The organism is Brevibacterium sp. Z349TD_9 (genome assembly GCF_056173565.1).
This window is the reverse complement of record NZ_CM149680.1, coordinates 1,205,826-1,221,559: the sequence shown is the minus strand read 5'-3', so window position 1 is coordinate 1,221,559 and position 15,734 is coordinate 1,205,826. Positions and strand designations below refer to the sequence as shown.

Below are 15,734 nucleotides of genomic sequence, written 5' to 3'. Positions count from 1 at the left end.
GGTGGCAGCCGATCCGGAGGACGCGCGGCCGCGCACCCGGGAACATGGGACGGTAGAGTGAGTGCTGGCGATGCGACGGCGCTCCTCCCCCTATAGCCCAATCGGCAGAGGCAGTCGACTTAAAATCGATTCAGTCTGGGTTCGAGTCCCAGTGGGGGGACCACAGCCGCAATCTCTCACCTGCGGCGGAGCAGATCCGTAGACTGACGCCTGCTTGGTTCGGAGTCGAGAACCCCACACCTACCCCATCTTCTGTCATTTCAGTTCTGCGCGGGTCGGTCGAGGATCTCCGTGATTCCCTGAGCCGCGCCGACACCTTCTGCACGCCCCGCTTCTCGGTGACCATACTCTCGGAGTGCCCAAGCACAGTTGACTCCGCCTGTAGAGTCGCCTCGGCTTCAATGAGCATGGCAGCAGATTCTCGGAAGACTGGCGACGAGACGCCATCAGAGTCGTTCTTTGCCTTGAGCGCCTCGTGAAAGGACCGCCGATAATAGTTCGCTCACGTCAACGTTCGCGCTCCAGGCGGAAACACCGCGTTGGATTCAGTTGGAGTCGAGAGGACGCTGCTGGGGAAGATGCAGCGATGGAGTCGTTCTTCACTGTGTTGCAGACGAACGTCCTCGTGCGGTGCCGTCGGGTTTCGCCAGCGCGATTGAGCAATAGGATCGTGCACCGGATTAATAAGACGTATCGCCGAAAGCGTCGGCAGCGGCGTTTGGGTACACAGGCCGCGGTTGAAATCGAGCTGGTTCACCACGAGGAGGTCGTACTGGCGGCATAAGCCCCGGAATCAACTAAGCCTTCAGCAGACCCATACGACTGCGCCCGGACGAAGCAATGCCCACATCGGGGATGCCATCGCGTCTATGAGTCGCTCTGGAAGCGCCAAAGTGCGTTCTCAAAAGCACTAAGGGACCCGTTCCTTCCCGACTTATCGAATGTATCGACAACGATTTCTCGCGCCGAGTGGGATCCGACTGGTTCGATATTAGCCGCTATCAGGGCGTTGTTCACGAAGCGGGTGATCATGGTGTCAGCTTTGACCCCGGGAACCCCGAGCAGCATAGTGAAGTACTCGAAGGTCACCCATCCCAATCCGCGCACGCTGGTATATGTCCTCTTCATCTCATGAGCGTCAGCTTCGAGAAAGTCGCGAGCATGAATGATTCCCGCGGCGATAAACCGATCGGAGGCAGCGATGACCGCCTCGCTCTTAGGACGGCCACCAGTTGTGCCGAACCCAATGATCTCTCCAATGCGCACACTCCCCAGACTGCTCAGTACAACCAGGTTGTCCCTCGCCCCTGCCTCGACGTCGCGGAAGGTTCTCACTCGACCGCTGACTCCTCTGCTCGGGTCCGCGGCGCGATAACGTGCGCGGATCGAGAAGACAGCATCAAGCAGTGCCGTTGATATTTCATCGATCCATCCTCCGCCGTACATGGAGAAATACTCGACAGGTATCTGGTCAACTGCTGAGAGAACGGCACCTGTGCGACTGTGGGGAGTCATATCCATATGGTGGCACGAAACTGTGCTCAAAGTGTCCAATCAACGTTCACGCGAACTCTGCGGGCAACTGGTGCGCGGCACCCGCTCCGAAGAAGGGCCGCCGCGCACCAGTTCTCACCACTATTTGAGTTTCACTTTGATATCGGTGCCCTCACTGATGAGATTCGCATACTCAGTGAGATCTCGATCAGAGGGTGAGCCCCCGAGCTTCTTCCATTCGCGCCTGAGTACAGGCTTGATGGTGGAATCTGGTTTCCCCGCATAGCGCTTGGACAGGTCATTGAACATCTTCTGCCAGCTTTGAGCGAGGCCCTTGATCTCGTCTTTCATCAGCTTCTTCAGATCGCGATCGAAACTGTCGGAATAGTCGATTGTCACATCGGAACTCATCGTCACACGCTTTGCTTGATCGTCTTGCCGGGGTGACGCTGAGCCGTCGACTCTTTGACGAAACGACCTGTTGCCGCCGAACGATTGACGGTCGTCCTGTTCGACGTGCCGGGCCCCACACGCTCAGTCACTGTTGTTGACGGACTTCGACGGGCTGTCGAGGCCTTGACGAATCGTCCCGTACGAGCGCTTCTATTCACGGTGCGTGCCATCTGGCACCACCTCCATTCTGGGCCGTGACCCATTGCGAGCACTGCGCATGGAGCTGATAGTCTCGATACCCTAGTTCCCCAACTAGACATCGAGCCCTGGACAGCTCCACCCTGGAGATCTCCAGGGCTTCGGTGCTCTGAGAACTATTGTAGTAACCGTGGCTGACACGAAGGCGGCCCTTGCGGCCGGCTTCGATTACTGGTGAAGCGGACTGAGCTAGAATCTTGCATCTATGCCGCAGGATCTTCTAGTATCGCGGATCTTACGCTCGAAAGGTCGCAGGCGATGAAGACGAGCACCGGTACCGATCTCAGACGCAACACAGGCCAAGTCTCACATGTTAGGGGCAGAGCCATGTCGGTCCATTGTGTATGTGATGAACTACCAGCTATTTCGTTCCAGTTCAGTGAACACTTGGTAGAGATCCCGCTAGTGCGTACCGTCTTCAATACTGACCCCATCAGACACATATTCGCGTGCCAGGGGCCGTGAGGTGTACTCGATTTCCGTGGTCGACTATCGGGACCTTCCACAACCCCTCTCGGCCAGGAGAGGCAGATTGCTGTGAAGGTATGAAAATGCCCTCGAGGGTGTCTATGACCGTGGAACGCCGCGCGTCGAAAACGGCAATCGTGTTCCGAGCCGATCCATAGCGGCGGTGCGGTGTGAGCCGACATGCGGCGACATTTCTCGGGTTCGATGATGCGATCTTCGTCGACCACTCCGACCGTCGATACCAGACGCTTGGCGTCCGATTGTCGCCGGCCGACGTTTGGTGGGCAGGGAGGCCAGTTACTTGAACTTCTGCTGCGGCTTGTAATTGAAGATCGACTCGCCGGGCCGATATGGCTGGCCGGCAGTCTCACGTTCACGCCGCTCGTCCCTGCGCGACCACCGCATGCCGACACGCACGCCTTGCGCGATGACGAGGATGAGGATGACGAGGCTGATTGCCCAGACGATCAGCAATCCGAAGAATGTTCCCATGGCTTGTGCTCTCCTGAGTAGTGGGTGGTGTCATAGCGTCGAAGCAACACTCCCGGTCGGCGGGGGTCTGATCGGTGGAGTGTGCAGATGGCGCGGGTGGGGTTGTCGTTCAGCGACAGGTCGGAGATCTCGGCGGCCTCGAAAGCGGGCTGGTCGGTGCGGAGGATCGCCCGTCACCTGGGGCGTTGCCCGTCGGTGATCTCGCGGGAGCTTCACCGGAACTCGACGAAGACCCGCGGCTACCAGGCCGTGACCGCAGACGTCAGAGCGCAGCGTCGGCGAGCTCGCCCGCAGCAGCGGAAGGTCGCGGGGGATCCGGTGCTGCAGGCGAGGGTGGACGCCGACCTGGCCGCGTCCTGGACGCCGAACGAGATAGCGGGCCGGTTGCGTCTGGAGGCGACAGACCCGACCGTTGAACGCATGGCGAACTCTCCTGACGCACGCGGCCGAACCGTCTCCGGTGAGGCTATCTACCAGTACATCTACGCAATCCCGAAGGGTGAGCTCGCCCGCAAGGGCATCTTCCTGCAGTCCAAGCGGACCAAGCGCCGACCACGTACGACCGGGCGGACGCGCGGTGGCCCAATCGTAGGTATGGTCCCGATCGCGGAGCGAGGTGAGGACGCCGCCCAGCGTCGGGTGCCGGGGCACTGGGAGGGTGACCTGATCATCGGGAAGAACGGCACCTCGTGCGCGGCGACGCTGGTGGAGCGGATGAGCGGGTTCACCGGGCTGCTGGCCCTGCCCTCGAAACACGCCGAGCCAACCGCTGACGCGGTCATCGAGTTTTTCAACGACCTGCCCGAGATGATGAAGGCATCGTTGGCGTGGGACCAGGGCAGCGAGATGGCCCAGCACGCGAAGGTCTCCCTGGCCACGGCGATGCCGGTCTACTTCGCCGATCCCCACTCGCCCTGGCAGAGGCCCAGCAACGAGAACACGAACCGGCTCTACCGGGAGTATCTGCCCAAGGGCACGGTGATCCCCGATCACCAGCCCTACCTCACCACCATCGCCGAGGAGATCAACAATCGACCCCGCCGCCGACTGGGCTATCTCACGCCCACCGAGGCATTCGCTCGACTGCTCGCCGGCGAGCCCCATGTTGCTTCGACGCCTTGACATCGCCGTGTGGGTTGGCTTTCTAATCACATGTACGGGGCCCATGCGTCGTACTTTCCTTGCAGGTCTTCCATCGCCATTTCGAAGTCCATGACTTTGCTGACGCAGTCGTCGCTTGTCGAACAGTCCTCCGGTATCGCCTCCCCCGCCTCAGAAGCCGCCGTGGCTGCATCCTCGGTGGATTGCCAGATGACTGCAATGGATACTGGCGGATCTCCGAGGTAGACCAGAGAGTTTTCGTTCGTGGCGGAGTCGAGTTCGAGCCGCTTGGTCTCGGCAATGAGGCTGCCGCTTATAAGGCTGAGTTCACAGGCCATAATGTCTGTTCCATTTGCTACCCCCATGGGGCTGCAGCCATTCTCATCCCACGTCTCGAGCCAATCATCAACGTCTCTGCGCCCTTCAGCAATGATCGACGCGAATTCCTCGGCGGCGGGGCTGGCCGCTTCTGCCTCAGCCGCGGCCGGCCCCGTTGCTACGGAGGTCTCTTCTTCAGCGGAGCAGCCAGTGATAATGAAGGAGGCAGCCACAACGGCGACAAAGAGCTTCTTGGGCATGATTGGATCATAATTCTTTGACCGTTCAAGCACATAATCACTACCACTTTAGTATCCAATTCGTTACGAGGGTGTCCTGCGTCATGTTTTGCTGGTTAAAACCCACTGGTGCCCAACGAACCTTTGAACGAGCATGAGTGTCTCTCGCGGAGTCTTCAGGGCTCCAGCGAATACTCGCGCAGCAATGGTCGCTAGTTGCCAGAGTTCACTCCAAACAAGCAGTAGAACGCGGTATGTGCGAGCGAGACACTGTCGTCATGAACCAAGTCGACCTGGCCGCGAGTTCGACTCGCTCAACTTTTACTCAACGTTGTCAACGGAATCCAACGAAAGATCTTGGCACCCCGAGCCGCCAGGCAAAGACAGGATCTCAGGATTCGCGGGCCGGGAGACACTCAATGAAAGCCGAGGAAATGGTTGATTCCACATCGATGCAGTCTGGGTTCGAGTCCCAGTGGGGGGGACCCATGGAATCGGCTCGCCGCGTTCGCGACTCTCGGGCATGATGGCCCTATGACCTCTCTCCTCCTCTCCCCCGGGCAGCCGCCGCAGCCTGTCATCGGCATCGACGACCCGCGCGCCGTCGATGCCCCAGGTCCGGCAGTCATCGTCACCCCGTCCGAGGAGGACGCCGCCGCCGGACGGTCCGCTGCACCGACCTCGCGACCGCTCGCCTATCGCGAGGCCGGCGGGCAGTGGCATGTCATCGGCTCCGAGGCGGCCGATCACTGGTCCGCCCTCTCCCCCGAGGTGAGCGACCGGCTCCTCGCCGATCGCGCGGCCGGCCTCGACGTCGAGGAGTTCAAGGCGATCACGAACGGGGCGAGTGCGTCGATGATCACGAACAACTGGGTGCACTCCGGCCACCCCCGCCGGTATCGGATCGCCGGGGAGCTGCGCGAGCTCGCCGAGGTGGTGGCCGCGCTCAGCGGCCGGCCGCCGACTCCTCACGCTCCCGATTGTCGGTGATCGCAGCAGCGTTGAGTTCGGCCCAGCGGCGCAGAGTGGCCACGGGTTCGCGCAGTGAGCGCCCGAGGTCGGTCAGCCGGTATTCGACGCGCGGAGGCACCTCGGCGTAGGCCTCCCGGGTGATGAGCCCGTCGGCGGCCAGCGATCGCAGCGTCGACGTGAGCACCTTCGGGGTGATGCCCCCGATCGCCAGGCGGATCTCGTTGAACCGCAGCGGCCCGTTCTCGAGGACATCGATGATGAGCACGGTCCACTTGTCACCGATCCGATCGAGGATCACCCGCGTCGGGCATTCGGGGTCGAAGGCGTTGCCTTCCCAGCTGATTCCCATGGAATGGCTCCAATAGTATCTTTGAGGTACCCGGTACCCAAAGCATATCTTTGTGATGTCAACTCAGCAACACCGTCGAAAGGACTCACCATGAGGATCGCACTCTTCGGAGCATCGGGAATGGTCGGCTCGCGTGTGACCATGGAAGCCGCCGATCGGGGCCACGAAGTCACCGCCATCACCCGCTCGGGCACCGAGGTTCCCGGCGCCGCACGCAGCATCACGGGCGAGATGGGCGACGCCGCCTTCGATGCGCAGATCGTCGCCGATCACGACGTCATCGTCTCGACCACCGGCCCCAGCCGCACCGGCGGCGACCACGGAGAATGGCTCGATGCCCTCCGCACCATCGCCGCCGCCAGCGGCGACACGCGGATCTTCGTCGTCGGCGGCGCCGGGTCGCTCCTCGTCGACGGAGTCATGCTCAAGGACACCCCGGGCTTCCCGGAGGAGTACAAGGCCGAAGCCGAGACCGGCACCCGCGCCCTCGAGATCCTCCGATCAGGCGACTACGAGCCGTGGACGCTCATCTCCCCTGCCCCGGTCATCGCTCCGGGAGAGCGCACCGGGAAGTTCACTGTCGGCACCGACTCTCCGGTGGGCGATGCGATCTCCGCCGAGGATTTCGCCATCGCGATGGTCGATGAGATCGAGAAGCCCGCGCACATCAACTCCCGCTTCACCGTCGCCAACTGACTCGCCTCTCGCCGAGGCGGCGGCCGGGTCCCGCTCGGCCACCGCCTCGGCGAGGTCCCGCCTCGGGGAGGTCAGTCGAGCGAGTAGTCCCGGGAGGAGATCGCGAAGCCGTGGTCGCCGTTGACGCAGACGACACCGCGGTCCTCATCCGTCGTGCAGGCGATGCCGCGGACGATGAGGAGCTCACCGTAGCCGAGCACCCGCGTCTGCGTGCCCCAGCCGCCGGAATCGGAGAACTGGGTGAACGTCGGATCCCCGAAGGCCGCGAACCGGGCGGCGCCCCTGGCCCCGAGGACGATCGCCGTCGGCTGCTGCCGCTGGCCCATGTATCCGACCTCGGGGAGGTCGTCGGGGAAGTTGAGGTTGTCGCACCCGACGCCGTCGGCGGCGAAGCTGCAGTGGTGCTTGCGGGATTCGGTGGTGAAGTAGATGCCCTCGGCACCCGTGGCCGTGCCCTCGTAGTCCCACGGCCGGACGTGGTAGCCGGCGGGCGCCTCGACGGAGGCGGGACGGACGACGAACCGCTGCGGGCCCTTCTCGCAGGCGAGCGTGAGACCGTAGTCGGCGACCTCGGCGTCCATCGGGAACACGCACTGCCACCCGTCGACCTGAGTGCCGTGCCCGGATTCGTCGACCGCGTCGTCTCCGCGGCCGAACGCCCCGACCGCCCGCATCGCCTCACCGCAGTCCGTCTCCGGCGTCCCCTGGTAGACACTCTGATCCTCCAGGGGTGCAGGAGCGGTGCCGCAGTGCCCGCGGGGCAGCGGCTCCTCAGCGGCCGTCGGGGTGCCTGCGGCCGGTGGCGCCTCCGCCGCCGAGGCGGTCGTCGCCTCGGGCGCGGGTGACGCCTGATCCTCCCCGCCGATTCCGCAGCCGCCGAGCAGCAGGGCGACCACCAGGGCTGCGATGCCGACGGTGCGCTTCATGGACTCAGAGTAGCCTCATCGCGAGTCCGCGGACCCGGCGGAGACCCAATCGTAACCTGGAACGACGACGGCGCCGGAAGTGCGAACACTTCCGGCGCCGTCGGCGCGTCAATCAGAGGCGGACCTCAGGCCGAGACGGCTTCCTTCTTGGGAACCGGCTTCGACTCAGCGGCCTCGACGAAGGCCTTGCGGGGCACGTCGAGGTCGACGAGCGCCGAGTTGTCGCGGCCGAGCGCGAAGTTGAGGATCCAGTTGCCGAAGACCTTGACCTTGCGGTCGATGCTCGGGATCGCGTAGCCGTGGTAGGCACGGTGCATGAGCCAGGCGAGCAGTCCGCGGGCCTCGAAGTCGCCCATCTGGGAGACGCCCTTGTAGAGGCCGAGCCCGGCGACCGAGCCGATCGTCTTGTGGAAGTACTGCTTGAACTCGGTCTCTCCGCGGAGGGCGGCGAGGACGTTCGCTGCGAGCACCGGGGCCTGGCGCACCGCGTGCTGGGCGTTGGGCACGCAGTATCCGCCGACGCCGCCACCGGAGAGGTCGGGCACGGCGGCGTTGTCACCGGCTGCCCAGGCGCCCTCGACGACGCCGTCTTCGCCCTCGACACGGAGATCGGCGCGCACGGTCACGCGGCCGCGTTCGTCGATCGGCAGGTCGGAGTCGACGAGGACCGGGTTGGCCTTGACGCCGGCCGACCACACGATCGTGTCGGCGTCGAACTCCTCGCCGTTGGAGAGCTTGATGTGCTTGTCGGTGCAGTCCTGGAGGAAGGTCTCGAGGTAGACGTCGATGCCGCGCTCGCGCAGGTGCTCGACGACCCAGCGGGCCTGTGCCTCGCCGACCTCGGGCATGACGCGGCCGAGGGCCTCGACGAGGACGAAGCGGACGTCCGCCTCGGTGAGGGTCTCGTACTGGGAGATCGCGGAGCGGACCACGTCCTCGAGTTCGGCGAGGAGCTCGATTCCCGCGAAGCCGCCGCCGACGAAGACGAAGGTGAGCGCCTTGCGGCGTTCCTCGTCGTCCTCCATGAGGGCGGCGTCGGCGAGACGGGAGAGGAGGTGGTCGCGCAGGGCCACGGCTTCCTCGATCCGCTTGAGGCCGATCGCGTTCTCCTTGAGGCCGGGGATCGGCAGGGTGCGGGCGACGGAGCCGGCCGCCATGATGATGTGGTCGTAGTCGAGCTCGAAGGGCTCGTCGTTCTCGGGTTCGACGACGACGAACTTGTCGGCGTGGTTGATCGACGTCACCTTGCCGGTGATGACCTCGGCGCCGGGCAGGTTGCGGCGCAGCGGCACGACGGCGTGACGGGGTTCGATCGAACCGGCAGCCACCTCGGGGAGGAAGGGCTGGTACGTCATGTACGGGTTGGGGTCGATGACGGTCACGGTGGCTTCACCGCGGCCGAGATTCTTCAGCAGATTCTGGGCCGTGACGAGACCGAGGTATCCGCCGCCGACGACGAGGATGCGTGGACGCAGTTTCGAGTTTCTGATGAGAGCCATAGCCCCATCCTAGGCCCTTGTGAAAACTTTCACTAATCATCCGACGACGCCCCAGATGAGACGCGTATCACGCCCTCAGGATCAGCGGCGGCGACGCAGGTGGATGACGAGGGAGAGGACGATGAGGCTCAGGGCGACGGCCCCGCCGACGCCGAGCGTCCAGTATCCGAGGGTCGGCGTCGATTGGGAGGAGACGACGTCGGTGGGTGCGACCGCCTTCTGACCGCCCTCCTCGGTCGGGGCAGCGGTCTCGGTCTCGGTCGGGTCCTTGTCGGCGCGGCGGTGCATCGTCACCCAGCTCGAGAGCGCGTCGGCGGCACTCGGCACCGATTTCGGCACGTCTGCCTTCATCGCCGCCACGGGATCGAGGCGACCCCAGCCGACGATCGGATCCGGCTTGTCCGCAGTGCTCTGACCCTTGTAGCCCTTCACCGGCTTGGCGGTGGTGAGCAGCTTCGCCGCCACCTCGTCGGCGCTGAGGTCGGGGTTCTCCGCGCGGATGAGGGCGGCGACTCCGGAGACGACGGGTGCTGCGAACGAACACCCCTGGCCCTCGGCGTAGCCACCTGAGTAGTACGGGATCGGGATGTCGGCCGCCGGTCCCATGAGGTCGACGGCGGTCCCCGGTGCGGTCGAGGCGTCGAGCACGCGTCCGTTCTTGCCGAGACCGCCGACGCCGATGACGCCGGGCACGGTCGAGGGCGACCACGCCTGGGTCGCACCCTGGGAGGCGTTGCCGACACAGGCGACGACGAGGACGTCCTTCTCGTACGCGTAGGCGAACGCCTTGTCCCAGCTCTCCGGCCACGCGGGATCGTCCCAGCCGAGGGACATGTTGATGACCTTCGCGTCGTTGTCGACGGCCCAGCGGACTGCTTCAGCCGCCTGCTCGCGAGTCGAACCGGACTCCTTCGGGCGGTCGGGTCCGAGCCACATCGAGGCGGAGAGGACCTTCGCGTCGGGGGCGACGCCGACGGGACCCGGCCCCTCCCCCTGGCCTGCGATGACGCCGGCGACCGCGGTTCCGTGGTGGATCGTCTCCTTGCCCCCGATCGGGGTCGTGCCGTCCTTGCCGAGTCCGCTGAAGTCCTTGGCCTTCGTCACCACGCCCTTGAGGTCCGCGTGGTCCTTGTTCACCCCGGAGTCGATGACGGCGACGTTGACGCCCTCCCCGGTCGAGGTCTTCCACAGCTCGTCGATGCCGTAGTCCTCGATGAACCACTGTCCGGGCCCGGCCTTGGGCGCGGCGAGAGCGGGCTGGGCGGTGCCGACGATGAGACCCATGACGAGTCCGATGAGCGCGAGCCGGCGCGCACCGGCGGTGAGCCGGCGTCCCGTGGTGTGTGCGGTCGGGTGGGTCATGAGGCGAGGTCGAGGGCGATGCCGTCGAGGATGTCGGTCTCGGAGACCGTGATCGCCAGCTCGCCTCCGCGGGTGCGGACGGCGTCGTCGACTCGGGAGACCGTGCGGGCGAAGATGAGGCCGCCGGCGGCGATGACGTCGACGCGACCGGGATGCATGTAGGGCAGTGCGGCGCGGGCGTCCCGATCCATGCGCACGAGGTCGTCGGCCTGCCGCTCGACCTCGGAGACGGTGAGACGGGCCCCGTGGATCCGCTCACGCTGGTAGCTGTCGAGTCCGAGGATGCCGGCGGTCAGCGTCGTCACGGTCCCGGCCACGCCGATGAAGGTGCGGGCGGCGCCGAGGTCGACCACCTCGGCGGCGTCATCGAGGTGGGTGTCGATGTCGGTCACTGCCGCCCGGATCTGCTCGCCGTCGGGCTGGTCGGAGGCCATGTGGCGTTCGGTCAGGCGCACGGAGCCGATGTCCATGCTCACTGCGGCCTCGACGTCTCCGGTACCGAGGACGAGCTCGGTCGATCCCCCGCCGAGGTCCATGACGAGGAACGGGCCCTCATCGGCGCTGCGTCCGGCGGTGGCGCCGAGGAAGGACAGACGGGCCTCCTCGTCACCGGTGATGACGTCGGGGACGACGCCGAGGATCGCGAAGATGCCGGCGAAGAACTCGTCCCGGTTCCTCACGTCCCGACTCGCCGAGGTGGCGACGAAGCGGATCCGCTCCGGCGAGTACTCGGCGGCGAGCTCGGCGTACTCGCGGGTGACGGCGAAGGTGCGCTCGAGGGCCTCGGGAGCGAACTCCCCCGTGGCGTCGACGCCCTGGCCGAGCCGGACGATGCGGGTCTCGCGGCGGAGTTCGGTCATCGCACCGTGGTCATCGATGTCGGCGACGAGCAGGCGCAGCGAGTTCGTTCCGCAGTCGAATGCGGCTACGCGCATGGTCTCCTCCTAGTCGGTCGTCTCGGCGGGGGTGACGGCCGGGGTCGGGACGTCGTCCATGAACGACAGGGCGCGGTCGCCGATCGGGTTGACGCCAGGGCCCGCGGCCAGGGCATGGCCGACGAGTGCATGGAGGCACTTGACCCGGGTCGGCATGCCGCCGGCGGAGAAGTCGGCGATCTCCTCGACCTCGGCGATGCCGGCGGCCTCGCCGATCTCCGCCCGCACGGCGAGGTAGGCCTCATGGGCACGTCGGTACGCCTCGGCGAGGGTCTCGTCCTCACCGAGCTCAGCGGTCCACTCGGCCATGATGCCCGAGGCCTCCAGGCGCGAGCTCTCGGCGACGAACGCCGGATGGGTGAGGTAGAACGTCGTGGGGAACGGGGTGCCGTCCTCGAGCCTCGGGGCCGTGGCGACGACGAGCGGCTCTCCCGTGGTGCTGCGGGCGGCGATGCCGACGACACCGCGGGGAATGCGTCCGAGCTGCTCCTTCAGCGTCGCGAAGTCCGCCTCGGTGCACTCTGTGATCATTGACCGGTTCCCGTCGTGTTGCTCGAATTGCCGACCTCTTCGATCGACTCCAGCAACTCAAGGTACCAGGGTTGACTGCGCTGTGGGGACACTGTGTCCGAATCGTCATCCTCGCTCGTCTCCTGATTGGTGACGATGACGGCGTTCTTGCCCTTCTCGACGTAGTACTGCTCTTCCCGGGCCTTGCGCGCGATGTGGGTCGGGTCCTTGAGATCCTCGTTCTTCTCCCGCAGCGCCTCGACCTCGGAGCGGGTCGCGTCGATCTCGTTGTTGAGCGCCGCGATCTGCTGCGCCTGCTTGAGAGCGGAGTTGATCGAGGGCAGGAAGGTGACGAGGACGATGGCGAGCACGGCGAGGAACACTCCGGCCTGCCACGACATGCGGCGCCCGCGCGCCTCACGCTGCGCGGGCACCTCGACGACCGGCTTGGGGCGACGCCGAGGGGAGGCTTTGCCGGGGGCCGTCTTCGGGGCAGATCTTCTCGGTTTGCTCGGAACCATGACTCTTCCTAGTGCGACCGGGGATTGGGAAGGCAGTCGCAGTACTGACAAGTCTGCCGTGTCGACTTCGCCTCGGCGAGGATTTCGCCGTCGTGGCGTGTTCGCGTCCTCCGCCCCGGGAATGCCCTCCCAACAGGCCGCACGTCCTACCCAGAGCGGCGAATCACACACTTCGCAGCACACACAACCCGGAGCTCAGCTTCCCGCACCCGGAGCCGCATGTCCTACGTTTGCACGGGGATGATTCAGCGGCAGCCATGACGGATGGCGCCCCTCGCCGCTCGCGACGCCCGGTTCGCGCGCGCTCGGCCGTCGCAACCGACTCGGCGTCCACACTCTTATCCACACCCCATGCACAGAGTTATCCACAATTATCAAACTGTCTATTGTGCTTAGACTTCATTTGATGCACTTTGGTTTCATGTACAAGATCTTCACGACCCAAGAGCTCACCCGCCTCGGTTTCACCCACACCGACCTCCGCTTCGCTCGCGACTGCTGTCTGCTCCGCCTCTCCCGAGGCGTCTACCTCGTGCGTCACGTATGCAGCGTCGACAGCCACCGCGTTCTCTGGAGCAGCATCGACGAGGGCACACACGACGAGTTCGTCGCACACGGCGACCAGCGCGACACGATCGAAGCCCTCAACGCCGCCGTCATGGCCCACTGCGAGGTGCGGTTCCAGCAGGGGCAGCGGCACATCGCAGTCCCGTCGACCGGCGATGCACGCGGCAATGCCGCGTCCCCGGAGGACGCGGAGATCATCACCCACATCTCCGCGGCGCTCGTACACGGGCTGCCGGTCGCCTACCCCGTCACGCACCAGGTCGAGGTCGTCCGCCCGGGAGTCAATCGCCGATTCCCCAACCTCCACGTGCGTGGGGCGACGATCCCGAAACAGCACATCCAGACGACCCCTTACGGCCTGCAGGTCACGACGCTCGAGCGCACACTCGTCGATGTCGCCCGCACGTACAGCCTCGAGATCTCCGTGGCCATGCTCGATGACGCCCTGCGTCGCAAGCTCACGACTCCGGCGACGATCCGCACGGTCTTCGCCCAGTCGTTCGAGAAGCGGAACTCGAAGCGCGTGGAACTCGCGCTCGATCTCGCCGATGCCCGCCGCGAGTCACCCGCGGAGTCGGTCGCGGCCGTGCGGTTCTACCAGCACGGCATCGTCGGCATGACCCCGCAGGTGAGCTTCACGACCGACACGTTCGGCACCACCATCCGGGTCGACTTCTGTCATCAGGCGGCCAATCTCATCGTCGAGGTCGACGGCATCGGCAAGCTCTACCTCGGTTCGGGGGTGCCTCGCGACGAGCTCGAACGGGAGCGTCGACGCGAGCAGTGGCTGCGCGATCGCGGGTGGCGCATCGTGCGCATCAGCTGGAAGGAACTGTTCCAGGAGGCGAAGTTCGAAGAGATCAAGCGGGCGGTGATGGGGGCCACGACCGCCTCGGCGAGGTGACGTTGCATCCTCCCCGCCGGTGCAACGACAAAAACAACCCGCACAAGGGGAGGATTTGGCGCTCCGGGTAGGACGTGCGAAGCGAACGGGGCGTTATGGAGCCAAGGGTGCGACGTGGCGCTCAGGGTAGGTGAGGCGACCAGGGGTGAGCACAGCCGACGCGCAATCGCCGAGGCGGGGGCTGGGTGACCGTTGATGGTCACCCGCCCCCGCCTCGGCGCAGTGGTGCGGCCGACTGACGTCAGCCACCGTGCGGCCGACTGACGTCAGCCACGGTGCGGCGCGCGGACGTCAGCCACGGTGCGACCGACTGACCTCAGCCACAGTGCGGCCGGCTGACGTCAGCCGCAGTGCAGCCGGGCCAACCCGGAGGCAGGGCCTCAGGCGTCGAAGCGCGGGAACGCGCGCTTGCCGGCGTAGCGGGCGGCGTCGCCGAGCTGCTCTTCGATGCGCAGGAGCTGGTTGTACTTCGCGACGCGCTCGGAGCGGGCGGGCGCACCGGCCTTGATCTGCCCGGCGTTGGTGGCCACCGCAAGGTCGGCGATCGTCGTGTCCTCGGTCTCGCCGGAGCGATGCGAGATCATCGTCGTGTACCCGTGGGTCTGCGCGAGCGCCACGGCGTCGAGGGTCTCGGTGAGGGTGCCGATCTGGTTGACCTTGACGAGCAGCGAGTTCGCGGTGTCGTTGTCGATGCCGCGCTCGAGGCGCTCGGGGTTGGTGACGAAGAGGTCGTCGCCGACGAGCTGGACCTTCGAACCGATCGCCTCGGTGAGCTTCGCCCAGCCCTCCCAGTCGTTCTCGTCGAGGGGGTCCTCAATCGAGACGAGCGGGTACTTGCCGAGCAGCTCCTCGTAGTAGGCTGCCATGTCCGCAGCCGACTTCTTCTCGCCTTCGAACTCGTAGGCGCCGTCCTTGAAGAACTCCGAGGAGGCGACGTCGAGGGCGAGCGCGATGTCACGGCCGGGACGGTGGCCGGCGATCTCGATGGCCTCGAGGATGAGGTCGAGGGCCGCGGCATTCGATTCGAGGTTAGGGGCGAAGCCGCCCTCGTCGCCGAGTCCGGTGGACAGGCCGCGCTCTTTGAGCACGCCCTTGAGCGCGTGGTAGACCTCGACGCTCCACTGCAGCGCCTCATGGAAGCTCGCCGCGCCGATCGGGGCGATCATGAATTCCTGGATGTCGACGTTCGAGTCGGCATGCGATCCGCCGTTGAGGATGTTCATCATCGGCACGGGCATGACGTGGGCGTTGGGGCCGCCGAGGTAGCGGTAGAGCGGGAGGTCGGCCGAGACCGCCGCCGCCCGCGCGACCGCGAGCGAGGTGCCGAGCATCGCGTTCGCGCCGAGGCGGGACTTGTTCTCCGTGCCGTCGAGTTCGATGAGCGCCTGGTCGACGAGGCGCTGGTCGTCGCTCTCGAGGCCGACGATGGCTTCGTTGATCTCGTCGATGACGGCGTCGACGGCGTTCGTCACACCCTTGCCGAGGTAGCGCTCGGGATCTCCGTCGCGCAGCTCGACGGCCTCGAACTCACCCGTCGAGGCACCGGAGGGGACTCCGGCGCGACCGACGGACTCGTCGGCCAAGAGCACTTCCACCTCGACGGTGGGATTTCCCCGGGAATCCAGGATTTCGCGGGCATTTGCGGCGACGATCTCAGTCACTGATCACTCCTTAGCAGTCGGTATCACATGGGGAACATGTGCCTGCGGTTCAGCTTAGTGCACAACGCG

The 15,734-nt window shown here is 65.4% G+C and carries 16 protein-coding genes and 1 tRNA gene; 5 read left to right on the top strand and 12 right to left on the bottom strand.

Features of this window, described 5'->3' with window-relative positions:
* The first annotated feature begins 86 nt into the window (after positions 1-86).
* Positions 87-163 (top strand) — tRNA-Leu (locus AC0VYB_RS05505).
* A gap of 704 nt (positions 164-867) precedes the next feature.
* Here the strand turns inward: AC0VYB_RS05505 and AC0VYB_RS05500 are convergent.
* The 3 genes from AC0VYB_RS05500 to AC0VYB_RS05490 form a co-directional block, all read right to left on the bottom strand.
* Positions 868-1,515 carry a hypothetical protein gene (locus tag AC0VYB_RS05500; protein WP_141236328.1) on the bottom strand — a complete coding sequence of 216 codons (648 nt, stop codon included), beginning with the start codon at positions 1,513-1,515 and terminating at the stop codon, positions 868-870.
* 120 nt (positions 1,516-1,635) lie between these two features.
* Positions 1,636-1,893 (bottom strand): hypothetical protein, encoded by a 258-nt coding sequence (locus tag AC0VYB_RS05495; RefSeq protein WP_255248954.1) that lies wholly within the window; start codon positions 1,891-1,893, stop codon positions 1,636-1,638.
* A 1,017-nt stretch (positions 1,894-2,910) separates the two neighbouring features.
* Complete coding sequence (locus AC0VYB_RS05490) at positions 2,911-3,105, bottom strand: hypothetical protein (RefSeq protein WP_095376762.1); 195 nt, start codon at positions 3,103-3,105, stop codon at positions 2,911-2,913.
* A gap of 87 nt (positions 3,106-3,192) precedes the next feature.
* On the opposite strand from AC0VYB_RS05490, the gene AC0VYB_RS05485 reads away from it, so the two are divergent.
* Positions 3,193-4,227: an IS30 family transposase gene (locus tag AC0VYB_RS05485; RefSeq protein ID WP_009381402.1), complete on the top strand. Its 1,035-nt coding sequence runs from the start codon at positions 3,193-3,195 to the stop codon at positions 4,225-4,227.
* A gap of 26 nt (positions 4,228-4,253) precedes the next feature.
* Here AC0VYB_RS05485 and AC0VYB_RS05480 read toward each other — a convergent pair whose 3' ends face one another.
* Complete coding sequence (locus tag AC0VYB_RS05480) at positions 4,254-4,784, bottom strand: hypothetical protein (protein ID WP_475385069.1); 531 nt, start codon at positions 4,782-4,784, stop codon at positions 4,254-4,256.
* Positions 4,785-5,297: 513 nt separating this feature from the next.
* Between AC0VYB_RS05480 and AC0VYB_RS05475 the strand changes: the two genes are divergently transcribed.
* Complete coding sequence (locus AC0VYB_RS05475) at positions 5,298-5,753, top strand: hypothetical protein (protein ID WP_095376764.1); 456 nt, start codon at positions 5,298-5,300, stop codon at positions 5,751-5,753.
* Here the strand turns inward: AC0VYB_RS05475 and AC0VYB_RS05470 are convergent.
* Entirely contained in the window at positions 5,710-6,084 is a 375-nt protein-coding gene (locus AC0VYB_RS05470) for a winged helix-turn-helix transcriptional regulator (RefSeq protein ID WP_009374522.1), read from the bottom strand. The two genes, AC0VYB_RS05475 and AC0VYB_RS05470, sit on opposite strands and share 44 nt — an antisense overlap.
* Before the next feature lie 90 nt (positions 6,085-6,174).
* Here AC0VYB_RS05470 and AC0VYB_RS05465 point away from each other — a divergent pair, with 90 nt between their 5' ends.
* Positions 6,175-6,780 (top strand): NAD(P)-dependent oxidoreductase, encoded by a 606-nt coding sequence (locus AC0VYB_RS05465; RefSeq protein ID WP_144589285.1) that lies wholly within the window; start codon positions 6,175-6,177, stop codon positions 6,778-6,780.
* A gap of 71 nt (positions 6,781-6,851) precedes the next feature.
* On the opposite strand, the gene AC0VYB_RS05460 is transcribed toward AC0VYB_RS05465, so the two are convergent.
* The 6 genes from AC0VYB_RS05460 to AC0VYB_RS05435 all read right to left on the bottom strand — a co-directional run bounded on the left by AC0VYB_RS05460 (position 6,852) and on the right by AC0VYB_RS05435 (position 12,533).
* On the bottom strand, positions 6,852-7,706 hold the full coding sequence (locus AC0VYB_RS05460; protein WP_144589287.1) for a hypothetical protein: 855 nt from the start codon (positions 7,704-7,706) through the stop codon (positions 6,852-6,854).
* A gap of 125 nt (positions 7,707-7,831) precedes the next feature.
* A complete protein-coding gene (locus AC0VYB_RS05455; protein ID WP_009374431.1) occupies positions 7,832-9,205 on the bottom strand; it encodes an NAD(P)/FAD-dependent oxidoreductase in 1,374 nt (457 codons plus the stop codon).
* Positions 9,206-9,286: 81 nt separating this feature from the next.
* Positions 9,287-10,567, bottom strand: coding sequence for a S8 family peptidase (locus tag AC0VYB_RS05450; RefSeq protein ID WP_144589289.1), 1,281 nt, complete (start codon positions 10,565-10,567; stop codon positions 9,287-9,289).
* On the bottom strand, positions 10,564-11,502 hold the full coding sequence (locus AC0VYB_RS05445; RefSeq protein WP_144589291.1) for a Ppx/GppA phosphatase family protein: 939 nt from the start codon (positions 11,500-11,502) through the stop codon (positions 10,564-10,566). The genes AC0VYB_RS05450 and AC0VYB_RS05445 overlap by 4 nt, the downstream gene beginning before the upstream one ends.
* A 9-nt stretch (positions 11,503-11,511) precedes the next feature.
* Positions 11,512-12,033, bottom strand: coding sequence for a DUF501 domain-containing protein (locus AC0VYB_RS05440; protein WP_009374428.1), 522 nt, complete (start codon positions 12,031-12,033; stop codon positions 11,512-11,514).
* Positions 12,030-12,533 (bottom strand): FtsB family cell division protein, encoded by a 504-nt coding sequence (locus AC0VYB_RS05435; protein ID WP_040340891.1) that lies wholly within the window; start codon positions 12,531-12,533, stop codon positions 12,030-12,032. Before AC0VYB_RS05435 ends, AC0VYB_RS05440 begins: the two co-directional genes overlap by 4 nt.
* 406 nt (positions 12,534-12,939) lie before the next feature.
* On the opposite strand from AC0VYB_RS05435, the gene AC0VYB_RS05430 reads away from it, so the two are divergent.
* Positions 12,940-14,004 (top strand): hypothetical protein, encoded by a 1,065-nt coding sequence (locus tag AC0VYB_RS05430; protein WP_259788543.1) that lies wholly within the window; start codon positions 12,940-12,942, stop codon positions 14,002-14,004.
* Between the two features lie 380 nt (positions 14,005-14,384).
* Here the strand turns inward: AC0VYB_RS05430 and eno are convergent, their stop codons facing one another.
* Positions 14,385-15,665 (bottom strand): phosphopyruvate hydratase, encoded by a 1,281-nt coding sequence (gene eno, locus AC0VYB_RS05425; protein ID WP_009374425.1) that lies wholly within the window; start codon positions 15,663-15,665, stop codon positions 14,385-14,387.
* Positions 15,666-15,734 lie beyond the last annotated feature (69 nt).